The 15769-nt window shown below is 65.5% G+C and carries 14 protein-coding genes; 10 read left to right on the top strand and 4 right to left on the bottom strand.

Translation table 11 applies throughout. From position 1 onward, the window contains the following. Window positions 1-2 precede the first annotated feature (2 nt). From mraY to NXS98_RS09720, 10 genes are all read left to right on the top strand, one after another. Window positions 3-1157 (top strand): phospho-N-acetylmuramoyl-pentapeptide-transferase, encoded by a 1155-nt coding sequence (mraY, locus tag NXS98_RS09765; RefSeq protein ID WP_283844776.1) that lies wholly within the window; start codon window positions 3-5, stop codon window positions 1155-1157. A gap of 10 nt (window positions 1158-1167) precedes the next feature. Beyond that, window positions 1168-2613, top strand: coding sequence for a UDP-N-acetylmuramoyl-L-alanine--D-glutamate ligase (gene murD / locus NXS98_RS09760; protein ID WP_283844775.1), 1446 nt, complete (start codon window positions 1168-1170; stop codon window positions 2611-2613). A gap of 119 nt (window positions 2614-2732) precedes the next feature. Beyond that, entirely contained in the window at window positions 2733-3602 is an 870-nt protein-coding gene (locus NXS98_RS09755) for a LysM peptidoglycan-binding domain-containing protein (RefSeq protein WP_283844774.1), read from the top strand. Window positions 3603-3683: 81 nt separating this feature from the next. Further along, window positions 3684-4835, top strand: a complete 1152-nt coding sequence (gene ftsW, locus NXS98_RS09750) for a putative lipid II flippase FtsW (RefSeq protein ID WP_283844773.1) — start codon at window positions 3684-3686, stop codon at window positions 4833-4835. Further along, on the top strand, window positions 4832-6007 hold the full coding sequence (murG, locus tag NXS98_RS09745; protein ID WP_283844772.1) for an undecaprenyldiphospho-muramoylpentapeptide beta-N-acetylglucosaminyltransferase: 1176 nt from the start codon (window positions 4832-4834) through the stop codon (window positions 6005-6007). Before ftsW ends, murG begins: the two co-directional genes overlap by 4 nt. Continuing rightward, entirely contained in the window at window positions 6004-7554 is a 1551-nt protein-coding gene (gene murC / locus NXS98_RS09740; protein WP_283844771.1) for a UDP-N-acetylmuramate--L-alanine ligase, read from the top strand. The genes murG and murC overlap by 4 nt, the downstream gene beginning before the upstream one ends. Before the next feature lie 5 nt (window positions 7555-7559). Beyond that, the gene (locus NXS98_RS09735) at window positions 7560-8495 is read left to right on the top strand and encodes a D-alanine--D-alanine ligase family protein (protein WP_283844770.1); all 936 of its coding nucleotides are present in this window, start codon (window positions 7560-7562) and stop codon (window positions 8493-8495) included. An 8-nt stretch (window positions 8496-8503) separates the two neighbouring features. Next, window positions 8504-9466: a cell division protein FtsQ/DivIB gene (locus NXS98_RS09730; protein ID WP_283844769.1), complete on the top strand. Its 963-nt coding sequence runs from the start codon at window positions 8504-8506 to the stop codon at window positions 9464-9466. Continuing rightward, entirely contained in the window at window positions 9459-10673 is a 1215-nt protein-coding gene (ftsA, locus tag NXS98_RS09725) for a cell division protein FtsA (protein WP_283844768.1), read from the top strand. Before NXS98_RS09730 ends, ftsA begins: the two co-directional genes overlap by 8 nt. A gap of 4 nt (window positions 10674-10677) precedes the next feature. After that, window positions 10678-12000, top strand: coding sequence for an FtsZ/tubulin family protein (locus NXS98_RS09720; protein WP_283844767.1), 1323 nt, complete (start codon window positions 10678-10680; stop codon window positions 11998-12000). 60 nt (window positions 12001-12060) lie between these two features. Here the strand turns inward: NXS98_RS09720 and hemB are convergent, their stop codons facing one another. Genes hemB through NXS98_RS09700 form a run of 4 tightly spaced genes read right to left on the bottom strand, consistent with a single transcriptional unit; the run spans window position 12061 to window position 15749 of the window. Continuing rightward, complete coding sequence (hemB, locus tag NXS98_RS09715; RefSeq protein WP_283844766.1) at window positions 12061-13071, bottom strand: porphobilinogen synthase; 1011 nt, start codon at window positions 13069-13071, stop codon at window positions 12061-12063. 44 nt (window positions 13072-13115) lie between these two features. Further along, window positions 13116-13880 carry a tRNA threonylcarbamoyladenosine dehydratase gene (locus NXS98_RS09710; protein ID WP_283844765.1) on the bottom strand — a complete coding sequence of 255 codons (765 nt, stop codon included), beginning with the start codon at window positions 13878-13880 and terminating at the stop codon, window positions 13116-13118. A gap of 13 nt (window positions 13881-13893) precedes the next feature. Next, complete coding sequence (locus tag NXS98_RS09705; RefSeq protein ID WP_283844764.1) at window positions 13894-14721, bottom strand: TatD family hydrolase; 828 nt, start codon at window positions 14719-14721, stop codon at window positions 13894-13896. Then, the gene (locus NXS98_RS09700; protein ID WP_283844763.1) at window positions 14718-15749 is read right to left on the bottom strand and encodes an LOG family protein; all 1032 of its coding nucleotides are present in this window, start codon (window positions 15747-15749) and stop codon (window positions 14718-14720) included. The genes NXS98_RS09705 and NXS98_RS09700 overlap by 4 nt, the downstream gene beginning before the upstream one ends. Between the last annotated feature and the right edge of the window lie 20 nt (window positions 15750-15769).

The following is a 15769-nucleotide window of genomic DNA, read 5'->3' as shown; positions in this document are numbered from 1 at the left end:
CCATGCTGTATTACCTTAGCCAGTTCCTCTTGCTTGCTGCGGAAGGCACAGCCGCGGAGGAGACGCTTTCCTTTTTGCGCCTCTTCAAATACCTGACCTTTCGCGGCATTGCCGCCGCTGCCACCGCCCTCCTGCTCAGCTTGTGGCTCGGCCCCTGGTTCATTGGCTGGCTCAAACGGCTGAAAATCAGCCAGCATTACCTCGACAAAGCCGAGGAGAGCGGCATCGAGCGCATGAAGCCGGGAGACAAACGCGGCGTCCCCACCATGGGCGGCCTGCTGATGGTTCTCGTCATCAGCATCACCACCCTCTTGTGGGCCCAGTGGAATACCCTCGTCCAGTTGACCCTCCTCGCCGCCATCATCCTCGCCGGCCTGGGCTTCATGGATGACTATGCCAAAATCACCCGCCAGACCAGCGACGGCGTCACCGCTCGCACCAAATTATTGGTCCAGTTTTTAATGGCCTTCTTCATCGCCGCTTATCTTTGGTATCTGCCTGCCACCCGCCATCTGGTCAGCGAAGTCTGGGTGCCTTTCTACAAACATCCGCTCCTCACCGGCGCCGCCGGCGCCGTCGTGGGGGTCCTCATCGTGGTCCTGGCCATCGTTGGCACCTCCAACGCCGTCAACCTCACCGACGGCCTCGACGGCCTCGCCATCGGCTGCACCACCATCGTCGCCTTTGTCTTCCTCGTCATGACCTACGCCGCCGGCCGCGTGGACTTCTCCCAATACCTCCAAATCACCTACGTCCCCGGCGCCGGTGAACTCACCGTCCTGGTCGCCGCCTTGATTGGCGCCGGTCTGGGCTTCCTCTGGTTCAATTGTTATCCCGCCCAGGTGTTCATGGGCGATACCGGCTCCCTGGCCCTCGGTGGCATCCTGGGCATTGTCGCCGTCCTCATTCAACAGCCCTTCGTCCTGTTGATTGCCGGCGGCGTTTTCGTCCTCGAGGCCGTCTCGGTCATGCTGCAAACCAGTTACTTCAAATACACCCGCCGCCGCTATGGCGAAGGCCGCCGCATCTTTCTCATGGCCCCGCTGCACCATCACTTTCAGAAAAAAGGCTGGCTCGAAACCCAGGTCGTCACCCGGTTTTACATCCTTTGCGTGCTCTTCGCCGTTCTGGCGCTGGGCACCTTGAAGATTCGTTGAGCATCATGTCATGAACTGGCCGCCTCAACATGCCTTGGTCATCGGTCTGGGCCGCAGCGGACGCGCCGCGGCCGAATGGCTCGCCCGTCAGGGCGCCCCGGTCACCGCCGTGGACCAGGCCGATACCCCTGAATTGCGCCGCGCCCTTGAAGCTCTCGCCCCCCTCGGCGTCACCACCCGCCTGGGCGTCAGCGAACCCCTCCGCGGCAACTTTGACCTGGCCGTCCTCAGCCCCGGCGTGCCTTTGACTCAGCCGCTCCTCCAACCTCTCCGGCAGGCCGGCGTCCCCATCCTCGCCGAGCTGGAACTGGGCTGCCGCTTCCTTCGCTGTCCCTATGTCGGCATCACCGGCACCAACGGCAAAACCACCACCACCGAGCTGGTCGAGCGCATGCTCAATCATTGCGGCCGCCGCACCGTCGCCGCCGGCAACATCGGCCTGCCCGTCTGCGCCGTATTGCAACAAAACGCGCCCTACGATGTGCTGACCCTCGAAGTCAGCTCCTTCCAGCTCGAAACCATTCACCAATTCCGCCCTCACGCCGCCGTCCTGTTGAACGTCACCCCCGACCATCTCGACCGCTACCCCGGCATGCCCGATTACCTGCGCGCCAAAGCCCGCCTCTTCATGAACCAACAGGCCAGTGATTGGGCCATCATCCAGCTCGACGCCTGGAACCAGATGCGCGCCCTCTCGCTCGGCGTCCAAGCCCGCCTCATTCTCTTCAGTGCCACCGAGCCCGGCGGCGATTTATGGTGGGACCGCGGCATCATCCACTCCCGCCTTCCCGGCTGGGAAGGCCCCCTCCTGGACCTGCGCCAATGCCGCCTGCGCGGCGTGCACAATGCCGAAAACCTCATGGCCACCCTGGCCGTGGCCTATGCCTTGCAATTGCCCAAAGACTCCGCCCTGGAAGCCCTCAAAACCTACGCCCCAGCTCCCCACCGCTGCGAATGGGTGGCCGATATCCGCGGCGTCCAATACATCAACGATTCCAAGGCCACCAACGTGGATGCCGTCCGCAAAGCCATCCTCTCCATGCCCCACGCCGAAACCTCCGGTCCCAACCTCTGGCTCATCGCCGGCGGCAAAGACAAGGGCCTGGATTTCCATGAACTGGGGCCCCTCCTGGCCCAGCGCGTCAAAGGCGCTTTCCTCATCGGCGAAATGCGCCATAAAATGCGCTCCGCGTGGCACTTATACGTGCCCTGCGAGCTGGTGGACGACTTGCCCACCGCCGTCCAACGTGCTGCCGAAAAAGCCCAGCCCGGGGATGTCGTCCTCCTCTCCCCGGCTTGTTCCAGTTTTGACCAATTTCGAGATTACCAGCATCGGGGCGAAGTCTTCCGTGCCTCCGTGCTGGCCTTGAAGAACACAATAGATTGTGGTTGCATATCCCAGCAGGCACAACATAATGTTGATGCCACAACAAAAACAAAAAGTGGCTGTAGCTAGAGCATACGATGCTTGAAGGACACTGAACTGAATTTGCCTCGGGCTTTTTTGAGGGAAAAGCCCGGGGCAACAACTAAAACCCAAAACCTCAAAGAAAGGACGCTAAATGCGTTAATGTTATGAGTAGCCAAAACCCGTTGATGCCGCAAGGTGCTCTGGAGGAACAGAGACCGCGGAACAAGTCCAATGTCTATATCGCCGTGTTTGCCATCCTGGCATTTCACGTCGTCTTGTTGGGAGCGCTGTTGCTTCAGGGCTGCAAGGATAATCGCAGCGGCGCCACTGTGGCCAATAACAACGAAGCCGGCCTGGTCCTGCCCAGCAACCCGCCGCCCGCGGACTTGGGCATGGCCAATCCCTTCGCCCCACCCCCCGACCTGGCCTCCAACCCCGTGGCCTCGGGCAACCCGCCGCCACCCCTGGCCAACCCGCCCGGTGCCACCTTGCCGCCCGTCCCCGGCCCGGCCGTGGTGACCCCGCCTCCGACTGCGCCGGCCGCCACCGCTGCCACTGCGGGCGCGCGCGAGCACGAAGTGCAGCCGGGTGAAAACTTCACCACCATTGGCAAGAAATACAACGTCAGTCCCACGGCCATTGCCAAGGCCAACCCCGGCGTGGATTCGCGCCGCTTGCGCGTGGGGCAGAAAATTAAAATCCCCGAGGCCGCCGCCACCGTGGCCGCCACGCCGGAAACCCGGGCCCCGGCCGCCTCCGGCTCCGCGGCCGCGCTGCCCGCGCCGGCCGGCGCCGTGACCTATGAGGTCAAACCCGGCGACACCTTGATCAAGATTGCCCGCTCGCAAAAATCTTCCGTCGAGAAGATTAAAGCGGCCAACAATCTCAAGACCACCATGATCCGGCCCGGCCAGAAACTGGTCATTCCCGCGCGGCAGGAGGCGGCGCCCGCCTCGCCCGCAACACCCGTCGTGCCGCCGACGAGCACCGGCTACGTCACCCCGCTGCCGGCCAACACGACGGCCTCTTTGTAAGTTGGGTTCAGTCAACCGGGCGCCCGGTGGCCTCAGCCGGGCGTCCGGTTTTTCCACGAAACTGAGGCTGGCTGAGACGGAATGCATCGCCCGAAAAATACCCTGCCCCTGGTGGCACACCTGTTGATTGTGTGCGTGGGGGTGTTGCTGGCCTTGGGCATGGTGAGCCTCTACAGCGCCAGCATGACCCTGAAGGGCGCGCAACTGGTCCAGCAACAATTGCTCTGGTGTGGCCTCGGCCTTGTGGCCGCCATCGTTTGCGCCGCCATGGATTACCGCCGCTGGCGCCGCTGGGCCGTGCCGCTGGTCATCCTCGCGGCCGTCGCCCTGCTCCTGGTCTTCATCCCGGGTCTCGGCAAAACCATCAAAGGCGCGCGCCGCTGGATTCAACTGGGACCGGTCAACTTTCAACCCAGTGAGCTCGCCAAGCTGGCCGCCATCATCGCCCTGGCGGCTTACGCCGAATATCGCCAGCGCCGCATGTCCCGCTTCAAAGAAGGCCTCCTGATTCCCGGCGCTTTCCTGGGCGTCATGGCGTTGTTAATTCTCGCCGGCCGCGACTACGGCACCACCTTGCTGTTTCTGAGTGTCGGCGGCATCATGTTGTTGGTGGCCGGCGTCCGCTGGCGCCATGTGCTCCCCATCGCCCTCCTTGTCCTCGCGGGATTCGCCGCCGCCATTTGGAGCAACGACGTCCGCCGCACCCGCGTCCTCTCCTTCCTTTATCCGGAAAAATATGCCGAAACCATCGGCTACCAGGCCAAACAGGCCATGCTCGCCTTTGGCTCCGGCGGCCTCGAGGGCCGCGGCCTCGGCAACGGCCGCCAAAAAACATTCGTCCCCGAAGTGCATACCGATTTCGTCCTCAGCACCGTCGGCGAGGAGCTGGGCCTGATGGGCAGTCTGGCTGTCGTCGTGGCCTTCATGGTTTTGTTGATTTGCGGCATCGCCATTGCCGAGCGCGCCGCGGACCCCTTCGGCATGTACCTCGCCTTTGGCATTACCTGCCTCATTGGCCTGCAGGCCTTCGTCAACATCGCGGTGGTCACCAGCCTCCTGCCCAACAAAGGCCTGCCGCTTCCCTTTATGAGCTACGGCGGCTCCAACTTGCTGCTCATGATGGCCGCCGTCGGCATCCTGCTGAGCGTGGCCCGCCAGGGCATCGAGCTCGAGCGCGTTCCCGCCAATCCCTTTGCCGGCGAACCGGCTGGCCTGGAGGAGGGCCACTCATGATGACTGACAAACACACTCCCTCCCCTTTGGTGGCCATCGCCTGCGGCGGCACCGGCGGCCACCTCTTTCCCGGCCTGGCCGTGGCCGAAGAATTGCAGGCCCGCCGTTGCGACGTCTGGCTCCTGATTTCTCCCAAGGAAGTGGACCAGAAAGCCGTGCAGGGGGTCCGCGGCATGGAAATCAAGGTGCTGCCCGCCGTCGGCCTGAGCGGCCATCGTTATCTCGCCTTCCTCCGCGGCTTCTGGCAGTCCTACCAGCGCAGTGTGGCATGGTTCAAGGCTCGCCCGCCCCACGCCGTGCTGGCCATGGGCGGCTTCACCAGCGCGCCCCCCATCCACGCCGGCCGCCGCTTCGGCGCGGTGACTTTCTTGCACGAATCCAACACCATCCCCGGCCGCGCCAACCGCTGGCTGGCCCGTTTCGTCCACCAGCCTTTCGTCGGTTTCCCTTCCACCGCCGCCCGCCTCAAGCATCCGCGCGTCGTGCACACCGGCACGCCCGTCCGGCCCCAATTTCAGCCCATGGACCCCGGCGCCGCCCGCCGCGCCCTCGGCTTGCGCCCGCACCTGCCCACGCTCCTCATCATGGGCGGCAGCCAGGGCGCCGGCCCCATCAATGAACTGGTCTTGCGCGACCTGGACGCCTTGCAAAAAACACTCTCCGGCTGGCAGTTCATTCACTTCACCGGTGACCGCGATGAAGAACGCGTGCGCCAGGCCTATGCCGCCCGCGGCCTGCCGGCCCTTGTGCGCGCCTTTTTCTCGGAAATGGAGCTGGCCTTGGGCGCCGCCACGCTGGCCGTCAGCCGCGCGGGCGCTTCGTCCCTCGCCGAATTTGCCGCCATGCGCCTCCCGGCCATTTTAATTCCCTATCCGGCGGCCGCCGATAATCACCAGTATTTCAATGCCCGCGCTCTGGCTGATGCCGGCGCCGCCGTCCTGCTCGAACAGGCGGCCGCCACCCCGGAGCGTTTGGTGGGCGAACTGGCGCGCCTCGCCGGCGATGCCGCGGCCCGCCAGCGCATGGCCGAAGCCGTGGCCCGCTGGCATCATCCCGAGGCGGCCGCCCGCATGGCCGAGCACATCGTGGGGCTGCTCCACCTCTGGAAAGGCGCTCCCCACGCGGCCCATGACCATCGTCCGCAGCCGAAGACAAGCAACGTTTTAGCATGAACCGTTACGAGTTGGACACGTGGGGGGTGGAAGAGCTGCTGCGCCGCGCCGGCAGCAGCCTGGCGGTGCATTTGATTGGCGCGGGCGGCTGCGGCATGAGCGGCCTCGGCCATCTCCTGCTGGACCTGGGCTGCCGCGTCACCGGCTCCGATTTGCAGGACAACGCCGAGACCGCCGGCCTGCGGGCCCGCGGGGCGATGGTGCACCAGGGACATGCCGCGTCCCACATCACCGCCGCCGCCCCCCATCTGGTGGTCCGCAGCTCCGCCGTGCCCGAGGACAACCCCGAATGGCGCCAGGCGCGCGAAGCCGGCATACCCCTCGCCCGCCGCGCCCCCGTCCTGGCCGCGCTCGCCCACCGCCAGCGGCCGCTGTGCGTCGCCGGCATGCACGGCAAAACCACCACCACCGCCTGGCTCGCTTTCGCCCTGGAACAGCTCGGCGCCTCCCCCAGCTATGCCGTGGGCTGGCTCACCCCGCAATTATCACCCCATGCCCGCTACTCCCACGGCCAGGCCAACGGCCAGCCCCCCTGGTTTGTCCTCGAAGCCGATGAAAGCGACGGCACCCTCCTCGAATTCCGCCCCCACGCCGCCATCCTCCTCAACGTGGACGAAGACCATCTCGACTACTTCCAGGACTTCGCCGCTGTCCGCCTCGAATTTCAACAATTCGCCGACCAGGTCCGCGGCGGCCCCTTGCTCTACTGCCTCGACGACGAGCGCCTGGCCGGTTTGATGAAACGCCGCCCCGATGCCCTCGCTTACGGCTGTCATCCCCTGGCCCATTACCGCCTCGAATTCATCCATTGCCGCCCGCAGCCCGGCCCCTCCGGCGCCGCGCCCGAACCCGCCTCCTGCTTTGAAATCTGGCACCAACGCCGGCGCCTCGGCGAATTTCATACCCGCCTCCTTGGCGCCCAAAACCTCAGCAACGCCGCCGCCGTCATCGCCATGCTTCATCAACTCGGTTACGCCGTGGACGACATCGCCCGCGCCGTGGCCGGTTTCTCCGGCGCCGCCCGCCGCCAACAATGTCTCTATCGGGATGCGCACGTGGCCGTGTACGATGACTACGGCCATCATCCCAACGAAATCCGCCTCACCCTGCAGGCCATGCGCTCGCTGTCCCCGCAGCGCCTCCTTGTCGCTTTTCAACCGCACCGCTACACCCGCACCCAGAAACTCGTCGAACAATTCGCCACCTGCTTCAAAGGCGCGGACCGCCTCTGGCTCCTCCCCATTTACCCCGCCAGCGAGCCTCCCATCCCCGGCGTGGACAGCGAATGGCTGGCGCAGGCCATCCGCACCGAAGGACAACCCGTCGAGCTTTGCGAACAACCCGCCGCCCTCGCCCAGGCCGTGCGCGCCCAGCTCCAACCGGGTGACCTCGCCCTCTTCATCGGCGCTGGCGCCGACATTACCGTCGCCGCGCATCTACTGGCCTCTCAGCTCCGTGCAGACAATCCACTCCCCGCCAGCCCCGGCGCGGCTGCGGGCGCGGGCGGCGCTCCACCGGCCGGCCGTTGTTGCGGACGCTTCCGTTGAACCCCATGAGCCACCCTTTGCACATCGCGGTCTTCTTGGGCGGCCCTTCCGCCGAGCGTGAAGTCTCCCTCCGCTCCGGCGCGGCGGTGGCACGGGCCTTGCGCGCCTTGGGCCATCAGGTCACCGAAGTGGACGCCCAACCCGGACGCTGGGCCCTCCCGCCCGGCGCCGAAGTCGTCTTCCTTGCCTTGCACGGCACTTATGGGGAAGACGGCGCCATTCAGCAGGAGTTGGAACACCTTGGCGTGCCCTACACCGGCTGCGGCCCGGAAGCCAGCCGCCTGGCTTTTGACAAGGCCCTCACCAAACAACGCTGCCTCGCGGCCGGCGTCCCTACCGCGCCTTTTGTCGTGGTGGATAACCCCGCCGCCCCCTGGCCGCCTGGCTGGGCGCCGCCCCTGGTGGTCAAACCCGTCTGCCAGGGATCGAGCGTCGGCCTCGCCTTCGTGGACTCCCCCGCCCAATGGCGCGCCGCCCTTGAGCACGCCCTGCAATTCGACCGCCGCGCCCTCGTGGAACCCCGCCTCTTCGGACGCGAAACCACCGTGGGCATCCTCGACGCCCAGCCCCTCCCCATCGTAGAAGTGCGCCCCAAACGCGGCGCCTACGACTATCAGAACAAATACACCGCCGGCGCCACCGAATACCTCTGCCCCGCGCCCCTTCCGCCCGACGTCACCGCCCGCGCCCAGGCCGCCGCCGTGGGCGCCTTCCAGGCCATTGGCGGACGCGACTACGCGCGCGTGGACATCATGATTACTCCCGCCGGCGACCCCATGGTTCTGGAAATCAACACCCTCCCCGGCATGACCGAAACCAGCCTCTTGCCCAAGGCCGCCCTGGCCGCCGGCCTGGATTACGGCGCCCTTTGCCAGCGCATGATTGATTTGGCGCTCCGCCGGGCAGGCCGCCGCGGCCCCCTTGAAAAATTATTGGTTTAACCTGCGCCATGTGGCCCTTTGGCAACAAAAACAAGAACCGGCGACAGGACCGCCCGCGCGTCCTGGAAGTCAACCGCGGCGGCGTCCGCTTGCGCTCGGACCGCCTCCGCCTGGCCTCCAAGGCCATGGCCTTCTCCCTGCTCGCCCTGCTCGGCTTGTTTCTCATGTGGCGGAGCTGGAGCTGGTTGATGGACCAGCTCATCTACAACAACCCCACCTTCTCCATCCAGACCATTGACATCCAATCCGACGGCGTCATCTCCCCGGAACAAATCCGCCGCTGGGCGGATTTGAAAGTCGGCCAGAATCTTTTTGCCCTTGACCTCAACCGCGTCAAACGCGACCTCGAACTCGTCCCCATGATTGCCTCTGTTTCCGTCGAGCGCGTCCTGCCGCAAACCCTCCGCCTCCGCATCACCGAGCGCGAGGCCGTGGCCCAGGTCCTCCAACCCATGGGGCCGGGCGTCCGCGACCCCGTCGTCTTTACCCTCGACGCCTCCGGCTTTGTCATGCTCCCGGTCTCCCCCGGCCAGCGCGCCATCCCTTGGGGCGCCACCAATCAATTTCTCCCCGTCATCACCGGCGTCAATTATGTCGAGCTCCGCCCCGGCCGCGTGGTGGAATCCCCCCAGGTCAAGGCCGCCCTCCGCCTCATCACCCTCTTCGAGCGCTCCCCCATGGCCGGCCTGGTGGACATTCGCTGGATTGATTTGACCAGCCCGGAGGTCATGGTCGTCCAAACCAGCCAGGGCGCCCGCATTTCTTTTGGCATGGACAACCTCGAACGCCAGCTCTGGCGCTGGCGCGCCGTCCATGACTACGTCCAGCGCCAGGGCCGCGCCCTCGCCTCCCTCGATTTGTCCGTCGCCAACAACGTCCCTTACACCACCGTGGACGCTGCGGCCGTGCCACCCGCTTCCCCCAAGCCGGCCAAAACCGTCCGCACCACCTCGCGCAAAAAAGATGTTTAGAAGCTCCTCCCTCCTCGTCGGCCTCGAAATCGGCACCGCCAAAGTCGTGGCGGTGGTGGGCGAAATGAGCCCCGCCGGCACCCTCAGCCTCATCGGCATCGGCCAGTGCGCCTCCCGCGGCGTCCGCAAGGGCGAAATCGTGGACCCCGTCCAGGCGGCGGAAGATGTCCGCGTCGCCATCGCCGAAGCCGAGAAAAATGCCGACGTCGAAATCCGCAGTGTCTATCTGGGCGTCACCGGCGGGCACCTGCAGGGCCTCACCAATCGCGGCGTCCATCAGATTGTCTCCGTGGACCGCGACATCACCGAGGAGGACGTCCAGCAGGTCATCCAAAACGCCCGCGCCGTCGTCATTCCCCCGGCCAACACCATCATTCACACCATGCGCCAGGACTTCACCGTGGACGGCCAGTCCGGCATCCCCAACCCCGTCCGCATGCTCGGCTCCCGCCTCGAAGTGGACGTCCACGTCGTCCACGGCAACGACAACCGCATCAAAACCGCCATGCGCGTCGTCCAGGGCCTCCAGCTCCAGCTCGATGGTGTCGCCTTCAACGGCCTCGCCTCCGCCCTCGCCGTCCTTACCCACGAAGACAAGGAAATGGGCTCCCTCGTCATTGATTTGGGCGCCGGCGTCACCGAATATGTCATCTATGCCGGCGGCCTCTGCAAACATACCGGCGTCCTCGCCGTCGGCGGCGACCACATCAGCAACGACCTCGCCATCGGCCTCAAAGTCCCCCTCGGCCGCGCCGAGGAATTGAAAATTAAATACGGCAGCGCCGTCCTCCGCCCCGAATACGCCGGCCAGACCGTGGCGCTCGAAACCGACCACGGCCTCCACATGCGCACCATCAACCTCGAACACCTCAACCGCATCATGGCCTTGCGCGTCGAGGAAATCTTCCAGTTGATTGAAGCCGACCTCGCCCAGACCGGCTGGCTCGACCACTTGCGCCGCGGCGTCTTCCTTGTGGGCGGCGGCGCCCGCATCCCCGAAATCCAGCAACTCGCTGAACAGATTTTCCAACTGCCGGTGTATCTGGGCCGCGCCGGCTCCATCAACAGCATCCAATCCACCCAGGACCAGCCCGAATTCGCCACCGCCATCGGTCTGGTGAAATTTGGCTCCATCCAGCAAAAACGCCAGCCCGGTTTGTTGGACCGCTTCCGGGACACCCTCAGTGGTTTGATGCAACGCGGATAATCCTATGAGCGAGCCGACTCCTTCCCCAGCGCAACCCTCCCTCCCGGTCACGGGCCTTAAATTCACCGTCCTGGGCGTGGGCGGAGCGGGCGGCAACCTCGCCGCCCTCCTGGCCCGCGCCGCCTGGCCGGGCATCCGCTGCGTGGCCCTGGACACCAGTTGGCGCTCCCTCCAATTGCGCGCCGGCCTCGAAACTTTCCTCCTCGGACGCTCCGTCCTCGGCGGCTTGAGCGCCGGTGGCGACCCCAAACAGGGCCGCGCCGCCGCCGAAGCCAGCGAATCCGAACTGCCCGCCCTGGTCAGCGGCGCCGACGTCGTTTTCCTTCTGGCCGGTTTGGGCGGCGGCACCGGCAGCGGCGCCGCGCCCATCATCGCCCGCGCCGCCAAAGCCGCTGGCGCCTGGGTCGTGGCCGTCGTGGCCTTGCCGCTCGAAATGGAAGGCTCGCGCCGCCGCCGCCAGGCCATTCTGGCCCTCAGCCGTTTGCGCGAAGAAGCCGATGTCACCATCCCCCTCGACAACCAGGCCTGGCTCCAGCAAGCCGCCGAGGGCCAAACCGTGCCCCAGCTCCTCGCCACCGCCAATGAACGCCTGGCCCAGGTCGTCGCCGCCTGGTGGCGCCTCCTGGCTCTCCCCGGCTTGATTCATCTGGACCTCGGAGCTTTGCGCGCCGCCACCGCCGGCCGCGCGCTGGAATGTCAGCTCGCCGCCGCCGAAGCCGCCGGCGACCACCGCACCTTCGACGTCTGGGCGCAATTGACCCAAACGTTCGGCCCACCCGAATCTGGCGCCTGGCAAAAATTGAGCTTCATCGTTGCTGGCATCGCCGCCGGCGAGGATTTGCTGCCCGCCGAGTTGGAATGGCTCAGCGCCCAAATCCGCCAGCAGGCGCCCCACGCCAACCTCATTTTGGGCGTGGCCTGCGACCCCGCCTTGCAAGGCCGCTTGCTCCTCACCCTCATGGCCTCCACCTCCGCCGGCCGCGAGGAAGAACGCCTGCCCCAGGAGCCGCCACCCGCCGATGCCTCGCCCCGCACCGCCCCTCTCCCCGAGGCCGAGGCGGAAGCGCAATCCTTCCTCCCTCCCTCCGCCCCGCGCCCGCCCGCGCGCATGGTGCCGCCGCCGCCTGCCGTGCCCCCGGAAAAGGCACGCCAGTTGTACCGCAAACAAGGCGGCCGCGTCCGTGGCAAACGCGGCGGTCCGGAGCAGGGCATGTTGCCCCTCGAAGTCGTCTCCAAGGGGCGGTTTGATAAAAGCGACCCCACTATCCGCGATGGCGAAGATTTGGACGTCCCCACCTACATCCGCCGCGGGGTCACTTTGAATTAACCTCACGCGCGGACGCCACTCCTGCCCTGAACACCGGCGCGCTGCCGCTGCGGCCTTGCCTCAAGCCGTCTTCTGCAAACGCCGGGCCACCTCCACCGCCGCATACGTGATCAGAATGTCCGCCCCGGCCCGGCGCATCGCCAGCAGGCATTCCCATTGCACTGCCGCCGCGTCTATCCATCCCTTCGCCCCCGCCGCCTGAATCATGGAATACTCGGCGCTTACCGCATACGCCGCCGTCGGCAACCCAAAAGTCGTTTTCACGCGGTACAATACATCCAGATACGCCAGCGCCGGTTTGACCATCACCACATCCGCCCCCTCCGCCACATCCAGCGCCACCTCTCGCAACGCCTCCTCCCCATTGGCCGGATCCATCTGATAACTCCGCCGATCCCCAAACCCCGGCGCCGACTCCGCCGCCTCCCGAAATGGCCCATAAAAAGCCGAGGCAAATTTGGCCGCGTACGCCATGATGGGCGTCTCCACCCAACCCGCCTCATCCAGCGCCTCCCGAATCGCCCGCACCCGCCCATCCATCATGTCGCTCGGCGCCACCATGTCCGCCCCCGCCTCCGCGTGACTCACGGCCGTTTTGGCCAGCAGCTTCAACGTCGCATCATTCAGCACCCGCCCCGTCCGGTCCCCCTGCGCCACCACCCCGCAATGCCCGTGGCTCATGTACTCGCACAGACACACATCTGTAATCACCACCAGTTGCGGAAAAGTTCGCTTCAGCTCCCGCACCGCCTTCTGCACGATGCCCTGCGCCGCATACGCCTCGCTCGCCCGCGCGTCCTTCCGCGCCGGCAAACCAAACAACAGCACCGCCCCCACGCCGGCCTCCTGCGCCGTCGCCACCTCTTTCACCAGCTCGTCCACCGAAAGCTGAAATACCCCCGGCATCGAGCTGACCGGCTGCCGCACCCCGCGCCCATGCCGCACAAACAACGGCAGCACCAACTGCTCCGCGCTCAGCCGCGTCTCGCGCACCAGCCGCCGCAGCGCTTCCGTTTGCCGCAAACGCCGCAGCCGCCGCACCGGAAACTCACCCGCAAACCACGTATTCATGGAGGTCAATTTATCGCACCCTTCTCCGTTTAACGAGCCTGAAATCAGCCCGGCGCTGCGCCCCCCGCGCCTTGCCCCCCGCGCTCCAGCAAATGCCGCAAAGCCTCGTGCGCCAGCCGCAAGCCAAACAGCCCTGTCAGCGTCACCAGACTCCCCAAACCCGCCCGCGAATCCACCGCTTCTTCCCCGGCCACCCGCCGGGACGCCGGCCCCAGCGGCGCCGCCCGCTCCGTGGAATAAATACACCAAAAATCCCCTTCAAACCCCGCCTCCCGCAGCCGGCGCCGCAAATGCCGCGCCAGCGGACACGTGGTCACCTCCGAAAACCAGCCCGCCCGCACCTGTGCCGGATCCCTCCGCCGCGCCGCCCCCATCGAAGCCATCAGCGGAATGCCCCGCGCCTGCGCCGCCATCACCAGCGCCATCTTCCCGGTCACCGTGTCAATCGCGTCCAAAACCAAGTCTGGCTGCCCCTCCAACGCTTGCCCCACCGTCCCCGCCTCCACCCGCATGGCCAGCGCCTCCACCCGGCACTGGGGATTTATATCCAGCACCCGCTCCCGGGCCACCTCGCATTTCAGCCGCCCCACCGTGGACTCCAGCGCCAGCAATTGCCGATTCAGATTGCTGGGCTGCACCCGGTCAAAATCCACCAATCGCAGCCGTCCCACCCCCGCCCGCGCCAGCGCCTCCGTCGCAAAACTTCCCACCGCTCCCAGCCCGGCCACCACCACCAACGCCCCTTGCAGCCGCTCCAAACCGGCTTCCCCAATCAGTTGCACCGTCCGGCTGAATCGCGCCTCGCTCATCTCCGCTTTGTCCTCAGGTCCGGGCCATCAGCCATCGCCCCAAAAAACGCCGGCTGTTGGCCCACAACTGTTCGGCCAGTTCCTCTTCCTCCATCCCCAGCAATGCCGCCACCCCCTGCAATATGGGCCGCAAATTCGCCGGCTCATTCACCCGCCGGCCCCCCGCATCCTGCAAGGCCCGCACACAATGTGCCGGCGGCGGCGGCATGTCCGGCGCATCCGTTTCCAACAGCAGCCGGTCCCGCGGTATTTGCGGCAGCGTCTCCCGCCGCAACTTCTTCCGCTCGTCCAGCGTGCTGCCCCCATAACTAAAATACGCGCCCATCTCCGCCAGCGGCTGGATGAGTTCCACCGGCCCCCCATACGCATGCAATAAAAATCCCGCCGGCAACGCCGCCTCGCTCCGCAACACCTCCATCAGCCATCCCCACGCCCGCACACAATGAATCATCACCGGCAACTCGCGGCGCCGCGCCACCGCCAGTTGCGCCCGAAACACCTCCTCCTGCGCCGCTTCATCCCGCGGCTCCTTCCACCGGTCCAGCCCAATTTCCCCCACCGCCGACGGTATCGCCTCCAGATGCCACTCCAGTTGCTCCAGCCACTGCGGCGAACGCTCGCTCACATACCACGGATGCAGCCCAAAACACGGCACAATCTCCGGATGCGCCCGCGCCTGCGCCAGCACCACCGGCCAGTCCCGCTCTTCCGCCCCGTTGCTGCAAAACCACTCCACCCCACCGGCCCGTGCCAGCCCCACCACCTCCTCCAGCCGCGCCGCCAGAAAGTCATCCTGCAAATGCAGGTGCACGTCCACCAAAGGGCAGGGCAGCGCTTTCACAGCGTGTTCAACCGGTCAATCAGCTCCCGCAGCCGCCCGTAGCTCTTGCGATTGAACCCAAACGCCAGCCGCGGCAGATGCGGCACGTCCTCATCCTCCATCTCCTCCGGCGTCGCCGGAATAATCTGGAACGGCGCCCCCTTCACAATATCCGCAAAGTCCTCGTTCAAACTCCGCAGCGCCCCCGCGCTCGGCGCATGCTGCAGCCGCAGCACCAGCAAATCCTTCACGTACCGGAATGAATGATAATTCCGGTAAAACCGCGTTATCCATTTCACCGCCTCCGCCGGATCATCGGTGATTTGATACAAATGCAAATCCTCCGGCGAAATCAGCTCATTCCGCAGCAAATGCTCCCGCACATGCTTGTCCCACGTCTTCCAATACGTGCCCCCCGGCTTGTCTATCAACACCAGCGGCATAATCTGGCTTTTCCCCGTTTGCATCAACGTCAGCGCCTCAAAACCCTCGTCCAGCGTCCCAAAACCTCCCGGAAACAACGCCAGCGCATCGCTCTGCCGGATGAACGTCAGCTTCCGCGTGAAAAAGTATTTGAACGTCACCAGCTTTTTGTCCTGCAGAATCACCGGATTCGCCGACTGCTCCCACGGCAGCCGGATGTTCGCCCCAAAACTCTTCTCCGGCCCAGCCCCCTCGTGTCCCGCCTGCATGATTCCCGGCCCCGCCCCCGTAATCACCATGAATCCCGCCTCCACCATCCGCCGCGCAAACTCCACCGCCTGTTTGTACTCGGGCTTTTGCGGACGCGTCCGCGCCGACCCAAATATCGCCACCTTCCGCACCCCCGCATACGGCTCGAACAGCTTGAACGCATAACGCAGCTCCCGCAACGCCGTCTGAATAATCCGCACATCCCCCCGATGCTTCACATCCTTCAGCAGTTTCAGCGACGTCCCAATCATGTCCGCCACCAAATCCTCATTGTAGCCTCCCCCCTGGCTGGCCACCAATTCCTCAATGCGCTTTTGCAGCGCACTGTTCACCGGCTTGCGGTTGCGTTGTTGCATGACCGATATAAACCCCAAAC

It is taken from the genome of Fontisphaera persica (assembly GCF_024832785.1).
In the GTDB taxonomy this organism is placed as follows: domain Bacteria; phylum Verrucomicrobiota; class Verrucomicrobiia; order Limisphaerales; family Fontisphaeraceae; genus Fontisphaera; species Fontisphaera persica.
This window is presented reverse-complemented; position numbering and strand designations above follow the sequence as displayed.

What these genes read in the sequence shown, in the direction of transcription:
- mraY (WP_283844776.1), top strand. Translation starts at nt 3, where the DNA reads ATGCTGTATTACCTTAGCCAGTTCCTCTTGCTTGCTGCGGAAGGCACA.
- murD (WP_283844775.1), top strand. Translation starts at nt 1,168, where the DNA reads ATGAACTGGCCGCCTCAACATGCCTTGGTCATCGGTCTGGGCCGCAGC.
- NXS98_RS09755 (WP_283844774.1), top strand. Translation starts at nt 2,733, where the DNA reads ATGAGTAGCCAAAACCCGTTGATGCCGCAAGGTGCTCTGGAGGAACAG.
- ftsW (WP_283844773.1), top strand. Translation starts at nt 3,684, where the DNA reads ATGCATCGCCCGAAAAATACCCTGCCCCTGGTGGCACACCTGTTGATT.
- murG (WP_283844772.1), top strand. Translation starts at nt 4,832, where the DNA reads ATGATGACTGACAAACACACTCCCTCCCCTTTGGTGGCCATCGCCTGC.
- murC (WP_283844771.1), top strand. Translation starts at nt 6,004, where the DNA reads ATGAACCGTTACGAGTTGGACACGTGGGGGGTGGAAGAGCTGCTGCGC.
- NXS98_RS09735 (WP_283844770.1), top strand. Translation starts at nt 7,560, where the DNA reads ATGAGCCACCCTTTGCACATCGCGGTCTTCTTGGGCGGCCCTTCCGCC.
- NXS98_RS09730 (WP_283844769.1), top strand. Translation starts at nt 8,504, where the DNA reads ATGTGGCCCTTTGGCAACAAAAACAAGAACCGGCGACAGGACCGCCCG.
- ftsA (WP_283844768.1), top strand. Translation starts at nt 9,459, where the DNA reads ATGTTTAGAAGCTCCTCCCTCCTCGTCGGCCTCGAAATCGGCACCGCC.
- NXS98_RS09720 (WP_283844767.1), top strand. Translation starts at nt 10,678, where the DNA reads ATGAGCGAGCCGACTCCTTCCCCAGCGCAACCCTCCCTCCCGGTCACG.
- hemB (WP_283844766.1), bottom strand. Translation starts at nt 13,071, where the DNA reads ATGAATACGTGGTTTGCGGGTGAGTTTCCGGTGCGGCGGCTGCGGCGT.
- NXS98_RS09710 (WP_283844765.1), bottom strand. Translation starts at nt 13,880, where the DNA reads ATGAGCGAGGCGCGATTCAGCCGGACGGTGCAACTGATTGGGGAAGCC.
- NXS98_RS09700 (WP_283844763.1), bottom strand. Translation starts at nt 15,749, where the DNA reads ATGCAACAACGCAACCGCAAGCCGGTGAACAGTGCGCTGCAAAAGCGC.